Source organism: Agrobacterium sp. 16-2014-1-2a, assembly GCF_053522705.1.
Map to the genome: position 1 here is coordinate 16,255 of NZ_JBNWBX010000013.1, position 13,956 is coordinate 30,210.

The following is a 13,956-nucleotide window of genomic DNA, read 5'->3' on the forward strand; positions in this document are numbered from 1 at the left end:
ACGCTCATGACCACAGACAACGCCTCCCCTTACGAAATCCACGATGAACGCTTCCGCCTTCTGATCGTCGGCAATGCGGAACTGGAAGAGCTTTATTCCGGCTGCCGCTGGGCCGAAGGCCCGGTTTGGTTTTCCGATTTGAACTGCCTGCTGTTCAGCGACATTCCCAATGAGCGCATGCTGCGCTGGGTGCCGGATGGCGGGATTTCGGTATTCCGCCACCCCTCCAACTTCACCAATGGCAATACGCGCGACCGGCAGGGACGGCTGGTTTCCTGCGAACATGGCGGCCGTCGCGTCACCCGCACCGAAGTCGACGGCTCGATCACCGTTCTTGCCGACAGCTACGGCGGCAAGCGGCTGAACTCGCCTAATGACGTGGTGGTGAAATCCGATGGCAGCGTCTGGTTCACCGACCCCACTTACGGCATTCTTTCCGATTATGAGGGCTACAAGGCGGAACCCGAACAGAAGACGCGCAATGTTTACCGGCTCGATCCCGCAACCGGTGATATCAAGATCGCCATCGATGACTTCGTGCAGCCAAACGGTCTGGCTTTCTCGCCTGATGAAACCAAGCTCTATGTCGCAGACAGTTCCTACAGCCATGATGTATCCCGCCCACGCCATATCCGCGTCTTCGATGTCGTGGACGGCGTGAAGCTCACAAACGGCCGGGAATTCTGCAATCTCGACAATGGCTTGCCTGATGGATTCCGTCTGGATACAGCTGGCAATCTCTGGACCAGTGCCGGCGATGGCGTGCACTGCTTCTCGCCTGACGGTACGCTGCTTGGCAAGATCAAGGTGCCGCAGACGGTCGCAAACCTCACCTTCGGCGGCCCGAAGAAAAACCGCCTGTTCATCACCGCAACGAAATCGCTCTATTCGGTCTACGTCGCCGCAACCGGCGCGCAGACGCCGTGAGACGCTGAAAAAACCGGAGGGCGTGTAGCAGACGGGAACTGGCAAGACGGCTTCGCTGCGCTATAAAAGCGGGATGAACGATGATTCCAGCCCCTTCCTGACCGACGACATGGCACTGGATGGCGAAACGCAGGCCATCGAACCCACCAGCCGCATGCTGTCATGGGCGCGCAATTCCGCTCTCTACCGGCTGGAACAGCGCATGATGACGGAAAAGCAGCTGCGCGATGCGATCACCCGCAAGGCACGGGAAAAATTCGAGGATATCAGCCCCGCTCAGATAAAGGCGCTTGGCGAATTCGCCGTGACCTTCGCCTATGGCATCAAGGCGCTCGACGATACGGCTTATGCAGAAATTGCCGTGCGAAGTGGCCAGCGCAGCGGCAAGTCGAAGCGCGGGCTTGCGCAAAAACTTCAGATCAAGGGCATTGATCGGGAAACGGCCGCAGTCGCGCTGCAGGAAACCAACGATCTGGTGGCGGCCGTCATCTTTGCGCGCAAGCGCGCCTTCGGCCCCTTTCGCCGTGTCGAGCTTGATGAAAAACGCAAGTCGAAGGAATTTTCTGCCTTCGCCCGCAACGGCTTCGGCTTCGAAATCGGCGCGAAGGTGATGGCGATGACGGTGGAAGAGGCAGAAGAGATCGTTTCGGAAGCACCGCTTTAAGGGTTATTGCGGCATCGGATGCGTTTTCAGATAAGCGATCAGATCCGCAATATCCGTTTCGCTCCACAGCCCGAAAAAGCGCATCGAGGTTCCAGGGATCGCCTTTTTTGGGCTCGAGATAAAACTTTGCAGCTCCTCCTCCGTCCACACCCGACCCGCGGCACCGGCATCCTTCAGCGCCTGCGAATAATGGCCGTAATCAGCCACGGAGGCTATCGGCCTGCCCACCACGCCCATCAGATGCGGTCCCATGCGGGTGCGCGGCGCGTCTATACTGTGGCAGGTGGAACAGCGGCTGAAAACTTTTTCCCCGTGCACCGCATCGCCTTCGGCCAATGCCGGCGCAGCAATACAGAGGAAAAAAGCCATTGAAGCCGGAAGCGTTCTGAATGCCGAGATCATCATGCCCCGCATAATACAACGCCCTCTCCGTCTGACAACGAAGAGGGCGTTTTTTGACATGCGACAGAATAGCCGGCGTTGTAAGCCGGGCAGTACGCCGATGATCAGTTCATCGCCGTGAGCGTCACGGACGTACCGGTTGCCGCGAGGTTAAGGCCAACCTGACCCGTTACGCTGACCGTCTGAAGCTGGATGGAACCCGAGGTGCCGCCAACGAGGATGTTGGTGCCAACGCCGAGACCAACGGTCACTTCAGCCGTCGCGCCCTGATAAAGGCCACCGAGCGAACCACGGTGGTAACCCGCTGTCGGGGCGAAAACGGCCCAGACCAGACGGCCCTGCGTGGTGAAGCCAAGGTCAACGCCCATCTTGCGGATGGCGCCGGTATAATGGTCGGTGCGACGCGCGCCCATGGTGGACTGGAAGGTGCAATCCAGTTCCTTGGCCGAGCCGATTACGTAACCGACGCCACCGCCGATATCGCAGGTGAGGTAACCGATCTTGACGCCATTGCGTTCGTCCTGCTCCTGCGGAGCCGGCTCATATCTTGCAAGGTCGGCAGCAAGTGCGGACACGGTTCCACCGAGACCCATCGTCAATGCGGCAAAAGTTACGGCAACAGCCTTTTTCATCTGATTTTCTCCTGTTTTCTTCCTACCCGCAGCAGCCCTTCTTGCCCTCTCCGGATATTGAATTCCGCACTGTTAACGTTTGTTCCCCGAAATCGATCCAAAACAACTGAATTGGGTGCAAGGAAAGCAAAACGGTTAACAATGTCTACTGGCGGTAGGATGCCATTAAGACATTGTTAGGGCGGGAAACGCCTGCGGAATTCCTGTTAAAGGCGAGTACTTCAGGGCGTTGTTTTGCTGCAACGATGTCAAAGCGGCAGTGCTACGGGAAAGCCGGTCGCAGCATGGGTCATGACATCCATACGGACGCCATAGATACGCTCCAGCGTTTCCGGCGTCATGATTTCTTTCGGCGTTCCCCTTGCGATAAGCCTACCGGAATGCAGTGCGACGATCTCATCGCAGAACCGCGCCGCCATGTTGACATCGTGCAGCACCACGATGACGCCGAGACCCTTTTCCCGCGACAATCTTTGCACCAGCGAGAGAACCTCAAGCTGGTGTGCCATGTCGAGCGCCGATATGGGTTCGTCGAGAAGCAGGCTTTCGGCGTTCTGGGCAACCAGCATGGCCAGCCACACGCGCTGGCGCTCCCCGCCGGAAAGCGTGTCCACCAGCCGGTCCCTGAAGGCCACGGTGTCGGTCAGCTCGATAGCCTCGTCTACCCTCTCCTGATCCGCCTTGGTGAATTGGCCGAGCGCGCCGTGCCAGGGGTAACGGCCAAGCGCCACCAGTTCCTTGGCCAGCATGCCGGACGCAGCCGGCGTATATTGAGGAAGATAGGCGAGCTTTCGCGCAAATTCGCGGTTGCCCCAACTCCCCAGCGGCTGCCCCTCGAACGACACCGTGCCCGCCGTCGGCTCCTGCATGCGCGCGAGTATCTTGAGCAGCGTCGATTTTCCCGAACCGTTATGGCCGATAAGACCGATGGTCTTGCCGGTGGCAAAGCTTGCCGTCAGCGGATGCAGCAATGTCCTGCCCGGAACCTCCATCGTTACCGCTTCCAGAGAGAAAAGCGGGATATCGTCGTAATCCACTGCAGGTGCGGCCTGACCCATTGTTCTCATCTCCGTAAATCGTTCAGAAAAATCATCATCGCCTGCCTGAAAGCCAGATCAGATAGGGCGCACCGGCCAGAGCCGCAAAAAGCCCAAGCGGCAACTCGTAAGGAAAGGTCACGGTTCTTGCCCCGAGATCAGAAAGCGCCATCAGCACCGCACCGAACAGGAACGATGCAAACAGGTGGTCGCGCGGTGTGGTGAAACCGGCCCGAAGCGCAATGTGCGGTGCCATCAACCCGACGAAGCTCAGCGGACCGACCAGCAGTGAGGCCGCACCGGTGGCAATGCCTGCCACGGCGATGACTGCAATACGCGCCGTAGCGAGCGGCAGACCTAGTGAGAGCGGCACATCCCGGCCAAGCGGCAGGATCACCAGCCAGCGCGTCACCGACAGGGCAGCGGCCAGGAGCACGACGGAAAGCACCGCAAGAAAGATCGCCGAAGCTGATGTCGCCGTCGAACCCGAGCCGCTGAGCCAGGAGAGAATTTGCCAGGCCCGCTGATCACCAATGGCAAGCAGTGCCGAAAGTACCGCCGAGCAGAGCGAACTGATGGCAATGCCGGCGAGCAGTATTTTTTCAGGCGCCAGATGCCGGCGCACCGAAAAGAACAGAACGAGCATCATGACGGCTGCCGAGCCGAGGCCGGCGCCGCAAAATAATTCGAACAGCCCGGCGGCCGGAAAGAGCGTGATGGCGGCGGCAAAACCAAGACCCGCGCCACCGCTGACGCCGATCACCTCCGGGCTTGCCATGGGATTTCCGGTCAGCCGCTGCAGAAGCGCGCCCGCCATCGCCAATAAACCACCGGCAGCACAAGCCGCCATCAACCGCGGCCAACGAAAGGGCAGAAGGCTTTGCAGGTCGCCAGCTTTCAGCACCGTCCAGCCCTCCGGCCCCTTGCCGATGGCGAGGGCTGCAAAAACCAGCCCGGCCATGATGACAAGCACCGGCAGCAGGGAGGCAAGCCTGCGTCTGATCGCGAGATCGCCGCCCTCACTGCGATGGATATTCGTAGGCGGGATTTTCGGCAGCAGCCAAAGCAGCAAAGGCCCGCCGATGAGAGCCGTGACCGCACCCGTCGGAAACACTTCCGCTGTCGTACTCGCCAGAAGCTGCACGAGACCGTCGCAGAACCAGAGCAGCAGACCGCCCAGAAGCGGCGAAACGAACAGCACGGAAGATGCACGCCGCACACCCAGCGCACGGGTAAGCGCAGGTGCTGCAAGTCCGATAAAACTGACGAGACCGACGGCGGCGGCGACGAATGCCGCCAGCATCACGGCGACGGCAGCCACCGCCAGCCTGATCGAAAAGAGCGATACGCCGAGCGATCGCGCACTGGAATCGCCGAGACCCAGAACCGTCAATGGCCTTATCAGTAGCCTGGTGAGAACGAGACCAGCGAGAAGTTGGGCGGCAAGCACAAACGCATTCGACCAGTCCTGCTGGCTGAGCGAACCGCCATTCCAGACCACAAGCGACATTAGATATTCGCCTCGTGCAAGCGTCAGCGCGGCGGCAACGGAAGCGGCGGTGATGCCGACCAGCAGTCCGGACACCACCATGGTGACGGGCTCGAAGGACCGCCGCCAGCCGAGAAGAAACACCACGGAGGCCGCAGCGGTACCGCCGGCGAGCGCCACCCATGCGCGGTTGCCATCCAGCACCGAGGGGAAGAACAGGGTCGCGATGACGATTGCCAACTGGGCGCCGGCGGAGATGCCAAGGGTTGAGGGGTCCGCAATCGGATTGCGCAGCAATTGCTGGAAAAGCGCACCCGACAATCCCAGCATCGCCCCCGCCAGAATGGCAACCGCCACACGCGGCATCAGGCTGAAGGCGAAAATGACCTGATCCATCGACATGGACGCAGCATCGAACGGCAGGCCGGGCCAAGCGCCGAGGGGTAACCGCAGCAATCCGGCATGCAGGGAAAGCCCGCAGGCCAGAAGAAAGACGAGGCCGAAGAAAAGCTGGAGAGGCCGTGCCGTCACAATGCCTCTCCGTGGGTCGCCAGAGCCTCGGTCAAAAGCCGCGCAAAACGCATGGCTGCGGTGATACCGCCATAGGGGCTGACATTACCGAGGGTGACCACCCGGTTTTCCCGCACGGCCGGAAGCGCACGCCAGATGGCACTGTTGCGCAGACTCTCGCGGGCCTCCACCGGAACATCCGAAACAATGACGATGCGTGCATCGGCCACGTCGGCTAGATTTTCGAGCGGAACCGGAGCGGCGAAGGTGAACTGCGAATGGTCTACCCAGGCGTTGGTCAGCCCCAGCCGGCCAAGAATATCGCCGAACATGCTGTCTTCACCGAAGGCGCGGAAATGCCGGGCATCGCCGATGTTGATCACATAGGTCGGCCGCGACGCAAAACCTGCCAGGCGCGTCCGCATGGCTTGCAGCGCAAGGCGTGCCTCGTCCAGAACCTTGCGGGCTTCGTCAGCCCTGCCCAGCTTTTCGCCAAGTGCCGAGACCGCGGCAAGCGACTTTTCAAACGGCGGCTCGCCCTTCACGTAAAATGGCAATGAAAATACCGGCGCTATCGCTTCCAGCCGGCCGGTATAACGCGTGTAGAAAGGTGAAATGAGGATGAGGTCGGGCCGCGTCAGTTGCAGAAGCTCAAAATTCGGCGCGCCGCGCAGACCAAGATCAGAGACGGTTTCAGGAATTTCCGGCTCGACAGCACCTGCCCTGAACTGGATGAGTTCAGTTGCGGCAACCGGCATGATACCGAGCGCGACGGAGGTTTCCAGCATGGCCCAGTCGATCGCGGCAAGACGCGGCGTCACCGCCGCCCGCGCCTTGCCCGCAAGAGCCGAAGCGGCAAGCAGCCCCAGAAATTCCCGCCGCCCCCAACCGGAAGACATCAATCGATCTCTGCGCTTCATGCCCCTGCTGCTTCACTTGATATGCGTTATCACCGATGGGTCAGCTTGCCCGCAACGGTTCTTCCGTCACCGTAATACCATCCGAAAGTGGAGCAACTAGAAATATATTCTTTATCAGTCAAGTTTTACCACAATACGCGATCCCGGGGATAAAAATTCGCCGCCATCCGCTTGGCCGACAGAAATGGCGATACGGCCAACCCCATGAAATTGCGTAAGGACCATAAGTCTTTCCGGCTGAGCCCGGTGCGGGACCGGAGCCTGCGCCGACATTTGTCTTCCCCGCTTGTCCCCGTCCCCCCGGCTCACCGCATAATCACGGCGGATTTTGATTTACGGGAGACCGCAATGGCTGAGACTTACACACATCATAGCGCCGGCCTCGAATCACCGGCGTCCCACGGTTTCGACATCGTTCCCGATGATAACAACCCGCTGCCGTCAGTCACACGCGCCATTTATGTCGGCAATGGCGGGCAGCTATGCCTAACCCTGCTGTCAGGGGCGACGGTGACCTTCCAGAACCTGCCTGCGGGCAGCGTGCTACCGGTCCGGGCCACGCGCGTGTTTTCAATGCGCACCACGGCGACAGGCCTCGTCGGGCTGAATTAGTTGATATCCGCTCGAGAGCTGGTCATCGACACGAAAACACGTGCACCGTCGCATGGCGCGCGGCGCAACATGACAGATCCATGACAATCATTCAGGTTGATGTCAGCTAAATGATGCAACCGCCATCCACTGGCCTCTGAGGCAATTTAAATACGGGCGTTCGCACTTTCCTTGCTGATGCCCGCCGTTCTGAATCTGGTGGGACCTGATAGTGGCGCTTTTTACCGCGAAAACGACTGGGACTGTAACTCTTCGTCCGGAAATAGGCAGCGTGCCGCTCTGTCTGCTGACGGGAGCCTATCTGCTGTTTTTTACAAACCAGACGTTCTGGTCGAAGGTTCACACCTATCTTTCCGCCTATCCGGTCGCCATCGTTGGGCTTTATGTCGCCATAGCGGCGCTTTTCGGCGCGCTCATCACCATTTTTTCCGCCAAATATCTCATCAAGCCGTTTCTTATCTTGCTGGTATTCGCGGCCGCGGCGGCTTCATGGTTCATGGACCGCTACGGCATCATCATCGACAGCGACATGATCCGCAACGCCGTGGAGACCACGCGGGCGGAAGCGGGCAATCTGATGACACCTGGCCTTTTCTGGCATCTGACCATCTATGGGCTGGTGCCGTCGCTCGTCATCGCCGCCGTCCGGGTTCGGCATCGGCCGATCATCGACAAGCTGCTGTGGAACACCGTCAGCATCCTGATCTGCCTCACCGTTGCCGGCATCATCAGCTTTGCGAATTCCAAAACATTCACCACCGCCGTGCGCCAGCACAAGGATATCGTCAAAAGCGTCAATCCCTTGTCGCCGATCATATCCACCATTCACTATCTGACGCAGGCGGAAAAGGAAGCTGACATACAGGTGAGCCCGATCGGCAAGGATGCGAAAATCCTGCCGGCGCTGGGTGGCATCCACAAGCCACGCATCACCGTCATCGTGGCTGGTGAGACCGCGCGCGCTGCGAACTTTTCCCTGAACGGCTATGGGCGCGACACCAATCCGGAACTGGCAAAGCGCGACGTGATCTATTTCCCTAATACAACCAGCTGCGGCACTGCGACGGCGATTTCCATTCCCTGCATGTTCTCGAAATTCCCGCGTTCTGAGTATAGCCACAACAAGGCGCTCGCCAACGAGAACGTCATGGATGTTCTTGTCCATGCCGGTGTCGGTGCAACCTGGCTGGACAACAACACCGGCAGCAAGAACGTCGCCGACCGCATTCCCTTTTTCGACCTGCCTTCCACCAACGACACCCGCTTCTGCACCGGCGGAGAATGCCGCGACGACATCTTCTTCGACAAGCTCGACGCATGGCTCGACAACGTCAAGAAGGACAGTGTCATCGTGTTGCACCAGATGGGCAGCCATGGGCCGACCTACTATCTGCGTTACACCGACGAATTCCGGAAGTTCACCCCGGACTGTCGAACCGCCGAGCTTGGCAATTGCACGGACGCGCAAATCGTAAATTCCTATGACAACACGCTTCTCTACACCGATCATTTCCTGTCGACCGTGATCGACAAGCTGAAGGCACGCTCCAACAAGCTGGCAACGGGGATGATCTACGCCTCGGACCATGGTGAATCGCTTGGCGAGAACGGCGTCTATCTGCACGGCGCACCCTATCTGCTGGCACCCGACCAGCAGACCCATGTGCCGTTTCTCGTCTGGTTCGATGATGATTTCGCCAAATCAATGGGGCTGGATCGCGCATGCCTTGCAAAAGGCGCAGCAAAGGGCGGGCGCTCGCACGACAATTATTTCCACAGTATCCTTGGAATGATGAACGTTTCCACCTCCGTCTACGATTCCGCGCAGGACGTGTTCGGCGGCTGCACGCAGCGCCAGAATAGCTGAGCATACAGTGCTTGACGCTTATCCCGTGAAAGCGATACGCAAGACGACGCGATAAAGGAGCTGTCTTGCGGGTTCTGCTTGTTGAAGACGATCATGTGCTGGGAGAGGCGCTGCGAGACCATGTCGCCGCGGCAGGCCACGCCGTTGACTGGTTTAAGTTGCTCGACGACGCCACGGCGGCGACGCTGACCATGGCCTACGGGCTCATCCTGCTCGACATGCGGCTGCCGGACGGCGATGGCATCACCCTTTTGCAATCACTGCGCAACCGAGACGACTCGACGCCGGTGATCATTCTGACGGCGCACGACCAGGTGTCCGACCGGATTGCCGGACTGAATGCCGGAGCGGACGACTATCTGGTCAAGCCCTTCGATCTCAACGAGCTTTCGGCACGCATGCTGGCGGTCTCGCGGCGCTACGAGGGGCGCTCCGCCCCCGTCATTCGCCTGCCCGGCATCGAAATCAACCAGGTGGCGCGCAATATCGTCGTTGACGGAACAGCGCAAACGCTCAGCGCCAGAGAATGGGCCGTGCTGGAAAAGCTGGTCGAGCATCCCGGTGCGGTCGTCTCGAAATCTCAACTGCACGATACGCTCTACGAATTCGGCGCGGAAATAGAAAGCAATACGGTCGAGGTCTATATCAGCCGGCTGCGCAAGAAGATCGGCCATGACCGCGTCGAGACCGTGCGCGGCGTCGGCTACACCATCAGGTAGACAGAAATGGCCAGACCAACCAGCATGACCCGCAAGCTCGTCACGGCGCTGACGAGCGTTGTCGCCATATCCTGGTTTATCGCCTGCGGGTTGGGCGTCATGGTGATGCAGGACGAGTTCGCTGAAATTTTCGACGCTGGCGTTGAGGAAACAGCCGAAAGACTGCTGCCACTGCTGGTAGACGATCTCAGGGAAAACAACACGGGTCCCGCCTCGCAAAAACTCAACCAGTCTGCACATGCGGCGGAATATCTGACCTATCAGGTTCGCGACCGGGAAGGACAGGTCGTCCTTCATTCGCATGACAGTTCGACCGAACCTTTCGAGGTCTCTCTCGACCCAGGTTTTTCTGAAACGGCGACCCAGCGCATCTACACGGTGGCGACACCGGACGGGAATTACTTCCTTCAGGTCGCAGATGCCTTCGCCAACCGGCGTGAGGCAATCGAGGAAGCCGGCACTGCAATTTTGCTGCCCGTTCTCATTCTTATCCCCGCCAGCATCTTTGCCGTTATCTTCGTAGTGCGCAAAACCCTGCAACCGATACAGACCTTGCGCGACGAGATCGGGAAAAAAGACGGCGGCAATCTCGCGCCGCTGGAAACCCAGCCGTTTCCGGCTGAACTTCACCCGATTGCCCGCTCGGTCAATCTGCTGCTGAGGCGGCTGCGATCGACAATCGAAGCGGAAAGGGAGTTTACCGCCAACAGCGCCCATGAATTGCGCACGCCGATTGCCGGGGCGCTGGCGCAGGCGCAGCGGCTGCACGCCGATATTCCGCCTGAACTTGCACCGCGCGTGGAAAATATCGAGAAAGCCCTGATGCATCTCGGCCATCTCGCCGAAAAACTGCTGCAGATGTCGCGCGCGGAAGCAAGGATCGGGGTAACAGACACGGCGACCGACCTCATCCCCATTCTCGAGCTCATCATCGACGATATGAGCAGAACGGCGATCGGCACGTCCCGCATCCGCTTCACCAATCGCTGCGAAGGCGGCCTGAACTGCAAGCTGGGCACGGATGCCTTCGGCATCATCATCCGCAACCTTCTCGAAAACGCCCTGATCCACAGTCCGGCGGAAAGCCCGGTGCACATACTGGCCGAAGAGAACGGCACGATCCGCGTCGTCAATTCCGGCGCGGCGATCGACAAGGCGCTTCTTCCCAAACTGACGACGCGCTTTGTCCGAGGCCCGTCCAAGGCTGATGGCACCGGGCTTGGCCTCGCTATCGTCAGAAGCCTGATGGAACAGATTGGCGGCGAACTCGTGCTATCCTCCCCCGCACCCGGCAGACAGGACGGTTTTGAGGCCCGCATCGTGCTTCCGGTCGAAGACGCCTGAATGCGCTGAAAACAAAAAGCCCCGCCAGGGGGCGGGGCTTTCGCTGGTATAATTGTGGCCGCTCAATCCTCGTGAATATGGCTGTGGTCGCGCGTATCGCGCATCTTCACATAAACCACCAGCGACAGCGCAATCATGATCGTAACGTACCAGAAGAACCAGTTTTCGTGGCCGATCTGCTTGAACTTCAAGGCTACGAATTCTGCCGTTCCCCCGAAAATCGTGTTCGCTAGCGCGTAGGGCAGAGCCACACCGAGCGCCCGGATGTGGGCGGGGAACATTTCCGCCTTCACCACCGCATTGATGGAAGTGTAGCCGGTGACGATCAACAGGCCGACCAGAACGAGAGCGAAAGCCATGATCGGGTCGGTTGTCGTCGCCAGCGTCGTGAAGATGAGATAGGTGAACAGCGTTCCAAGAATGCCGAAGCCGACCATCAGCGGCTTGCGACCCACCTTGTCCGACAGTGCACCGGCAATCGGCTGGCACAGCATGAAGACGAAGAGGGCTGCCGTGGTGATTTCGGTCGCGCTTTCCTTGCTGAATCCGGAGGTATTGACGAGGAATTTCTGCAGATAGGTCGTGTAGGCGTAAAAGGCGAGCGTGCCGCCAGATGTCAGCGCCATGACCATCATCGCTTCCCGCGGGTAGTGCTTGAACAGCGCCCATCCGCTCGATTTCGGCTTGTCCGCGTTGCCCGCCTTGGCATTTTCAAAGGACTGCGTCTCGGCAAGGCCGCGACGGATGTAAAACACCGCAATTGCAAGAACGCCACCGATGAAGAAGGGAATGCGCCAGCCCCAGGCGCCGAGCTGCTCGGGTGTCAGAACCCGTTGCAGAACCAGCAACACCGCCAGCGCCAGAAGCTGGCCGGAAATCAGCGTCACATACTGGAAACTGGAGAAGAAGCCGCGACGGTTCTTGCCGGCCATTTCGCTGAGATAGGTCGCGCTGGCGCCATATTCACCGCCGACGCTGATGCCCTGCAGCAGGCGGGCAAACACCAGAATGGCAGGCGCTGCAATGCCGATCGTCTCGTGGCCGGGTGTAATTGCGATCAACAGCGAGCCGAGGCACATCAAGGTAACGGACAAGGTCAGGCCGGCCTTGCGGCCCTTGCGGTCGGCATAGGTTCCCATGAACCACGCACCGATGGGCCGCATCAGAAATCCGACGGCAAAAACGGCGGCCGCGCTCAGCAATTCAGCGGTCTGGTTTCCGGAAGGGAAAAACACCGGCGCGAAATAAAGGGTGAAGGCCGAATAAACGTACCAGTCGTACCATTCGACGAGGTTGCCCGCCGATCCGCCGATAATGGATTTCAAACGGGTTTTCTGATCCGGTGCCGTAGCGGGACCATTTGCCATAATATTCACGGTAAACTCCAATTCATCTCGCCTGGAGGTGGAAGGGCGAACGGAAGGTGTGATAATTTGTCGCTCTCGGAGGGGGTATATACCCGCCATATTGCAATGCGCAAGTTTACGCCGCATCGCAGCATGGCAATGGCAGCGTCTACTCGCCCTCTTCCGCGCCGGACCATTCTAATACGCCTTGTCACCCGGCCGTGCTCAAACTAAAAAATATCAATGATTTACGATACATCGGACATCCATATCGAAAAGCTTCTCATCCCCGCCGCGCGCGCGGGTGAAGCGCTGGCACGACTGGACGAGAGGATAAGCCGGTCGCCGATGAAACACGGCTTCATCGAAAGGCAGGACTTTACCGACGCGATTTCCTCCATGTGGGTGGATGGCGAACTTGTCCATATGGAAGATCTGGTCCTGCATGACGCCCATATGGATGTGCGGGCGCCAACCCATGAAATGACGGCGGCGCACCGGATCGTCCGCTCAAGGCGGCTGATTTTTTCAAACGCGCCAGGCTGGGCCTTCACTGCACCAGGCCTTTCCCGTCTGCGCGGAAGAATGGGAATTGCCGCCGACGCGACGGCATTTACCCCGGAAACGGTGGATCATTCCGGCAACGAAGAGGCTGATGCAGACGGCGAGACACCGCTGGACGGGGCCTTTTCAGAGCTGGACGCACTTCTGGCGCGAAGCGCCGCGACCTTGGACGCGATCACCGCCGGCACCACCCTTGCGCCGGTGACACATCGGGAAGAGGCCCATCCGATGATCAACGATCCCGACTGGGACGAGGAGGAAAGGCTGAAGGAATGGCGGCAGGTCCTTGGCCAGACGGAGGAGCTGCCCCCAATCCTGCGCACCGCGATCCTGCTGGATGCCTGGAATATGATCGAGGTTCTGCAACGCAGCCCCTGGCTCGGCAGGCTCATGGCCGCCGCTTTTCTGCGCGACGGGGCTGTCTCTCCCGACCACCTGCCGGCGCTCAGCGCTGGTCTTCGTGCCGTCCCGCGCGAGCGCCGGCACGCCAGAAACCAGACGCAACGCCTAGTCGCCCTTCTCGACAGCTTTTACGAGGCGGCGCTGGCCAGCATGAAGGAACATGACAGGCTGACCCACGCCAGAGAACGCATGATGCGCAAGCTGGCCGGCCGACGCTCGTCTTCGCGTCTTCCAGACCTGGTGGAGCTTGTCGTCTCCCGGCCGGTGGTTTCGGCGGCCATGATCGTCAGGGAACTCGGCACCACGCCGCAGGGCGCGATAGGGCTCGCCAATCAGCTGGAGTTGAGGGAGGTTACGGGCCGCGGCCGCTTCCGTGCCTGGGGCATGCTGTAGCACAGGCCGCCAGTCTTCATCCGCCTAAACCCCGGAAAAATAGTATTTTTCTCAACCCCTTGTTCCTGCGATAAATCCCGCGGGAATCCTGCGATCACGAATCTTAACAAAATTTAACTATTGCGTAG

General features: G+C 59.5%; 13 protein-coding genes. 7 read left to right on the forward strand and 6 right to left on the reverse strand.

Annotated features, from left to right (window positions below):
* The first annotated feature begins 6 nt into the window (after window positions 1–6).
* Window positions 7–927 carry an SMP-30/gluconolactonase/LRE family protein gene (locus tag ACQZ45_RS25645; RefSeq protein WP_013762040.1) on the forward strand — a complete coding sequence of 307 codons (921 nt, stop codon included), beginning with the start codon at window positions 7–9 and terminating at the stop codon, window positions 925–927.
* Between the two features lie 73 nt (window positions 928–1,000).
* Window positions 1,001–1,591, forward strand: coding sequence for a recombination regulator RecX (gene recX / locus ACQZ45_RS25650; RefSeq protein WP_013762039.1), 591 nt, complete (start codon window positions 1,001–1,003; stop codon window positions 1,589–1,591).
* A 3-nt stretch (window positions 1,592–1,594) separates the two neighbouring features.
* Here the strand turns inward: recX and ACQZ45_RS25655 are convergent, their stop codons facing one another.
* The 5 genes from ACQZ45_RS25655 to ACQZ45_RS25675 all read right to left on the reverse strand — a co-directional run bounded on the left by ACQZ45_RS25655 (window position 1,595) and on the right by ACQZ45_RS25675 (window position 6,581).
* Window positions 1,595–2,005: a c-type cytochrome gene (locus tag ACQZ45_RS25655; RefSeq protein WP_013762038.1), complete on the reverse strand. Its 411-nt coding sequence runs from the start codon at window positions 2,003–2,005 to the stop codon at window positions 1,595–1,597.
* 92 nt (window positions 2,006–2,097) lie between these two features.
* Complete coding sequence (locus ACQZ45_RS25660; protein ID WP_004431668.1) at window positions 2,098–2,625, reverse strand: DUF992 domain-containing protein; 528 nt, start codon at window positions 2,623–2,625, stop codon at window positions 2,098–2,100.
* Window positions 2,626–2,873: 248 nt separating this feature from the next.
* Complete coding sequence (locus ACQZ45_RS25665; protein WP_080849864.1) at window positions 2,874–3,683, reverse strand: ATP-binding cassette domain-containing protein; 810 nt, start codon at window positions 3,681–3,683, stop codon at window positions 2,874–2,876.
* Between the two features lie 34 nt (window positions 3,684–3,717).
* On the reverse strand, window positions 3,718–5,682 hold the full coding sequence (gene fhuB / locus ACQZ45_RS25670; RefSeq protein ID WP_080849865.1) for a Fe(3+)-hydroxamate ABC transporter permease FhuB: 1,965 nt from the start codon (window positions 5,680–5,682) through the stop codon (window positions 3,718–3,720).
* Window positions 5,679–6,581 (reverse strand): iron-siderophore ABC transporter substrate-binding protein, encoded by a 903-nt coding sequence (locus ACQZ45_RS25675; protein WP_162691729.1) that lies wholly within the window; start codon window positions 6,579–6,581, stop codon window positions 5,679–5,681. The genes fhuB and ACQZ45_RS25675 overlap by 4 nt, the downstream gene beginning before the upstream one ends.
* Before the next feature lie 348 nt (window positions 6,582–6,929).
* On the opposite strand from ACQZ45_RS25675, the gene ACQZ45_RS25680 reads away from it, so the two are divergent.
* From ACQZ45_RS25680 to ACQZ45_RS25695, 4 genes are all read left to right on the forward strand, one after another.
* Window positions 6,930–7,193, forward strand: coding sequence for a spike base protein, RCAP_Rcc01079 family (locus tag ACQZ45_RS25680; RefSeq protein WP_065663213.1), 264 nt, complete (start codon window positions 6,930–6,932; stop codon window positions 7,191–7,193).
* Between the two features lie 211 nt (window positions 7,194–7,404).
* Window positions 7,405–9,060, forward strand: coding sequence for a phosphoethanolamine transferase (locus ACQZ45_RS25685; protein WP_080849867.1), 1,656 nt, complete (start codon window positions 7,405–7,407; stop codon window positions 9,058–9,060).
* Window positions 9,061–9,125: 65 nt separating this feature from the next.
* The gene (locus ACQZ45_RS25690) at window positions 9,126–9,779 is read left to right on the forward strand and encodes a response regulator transcription factor (protein ID WP_004431644.1); all 654 of its coding nucleotides are present in this window, start codon (window positions 9,126–9,128) and stop codon (window positions 9,777–9,779) included.
* 6 nt (window positions 9,780–9,785) lie between these two features.
* Window positions 9,786–11,123, forward strand: coding sequence for a sensor histidine kinase (locus ACQZ45_RS25695; RefSeq protein ID WP_080849868.1), 1,338 nt, complete (start codon window positions 9,786–9,788; stop codon window positions 11,121–11,123).
* A gap of 62 nt (window positions 11,124–11,185) precedes the next feature.
* Here the strand turns inward: ACQZ45_RS25695 and ACQZ45_RS25700 are convergent, their stop codons facing one another.
* A complete protein-coding gene (locus tag ACQZ45_RS25700; RefSeq protein ID WP_004431639.1) occupies window positions 11,186–12,490 on the reverse strand; it encodes an MFS transporter in 1,305 nt (434 codons plus the stop codon).
* A 222-nt stretch (window positions 12,491–12,712) separates the two neighbouring features.
* Between ACQZ45_RS25700 and ACQZ45_RS25705 the strand changes: the two genes are divergently transcribed.
* Window positions 12,713–13,828, forward strand: a complete 1,116-nt coding sequence (locus ACQZ45_RS25705; protein ID WP_080849869.1) for an RHE_PE00001 family protein — start codon at window positions 12,713–12,715, stop codon at window positions 13,826–13,828.
* The last annotated feature ends 128 nt before the right edge of the window (window positions 13,829–13,956 follow it).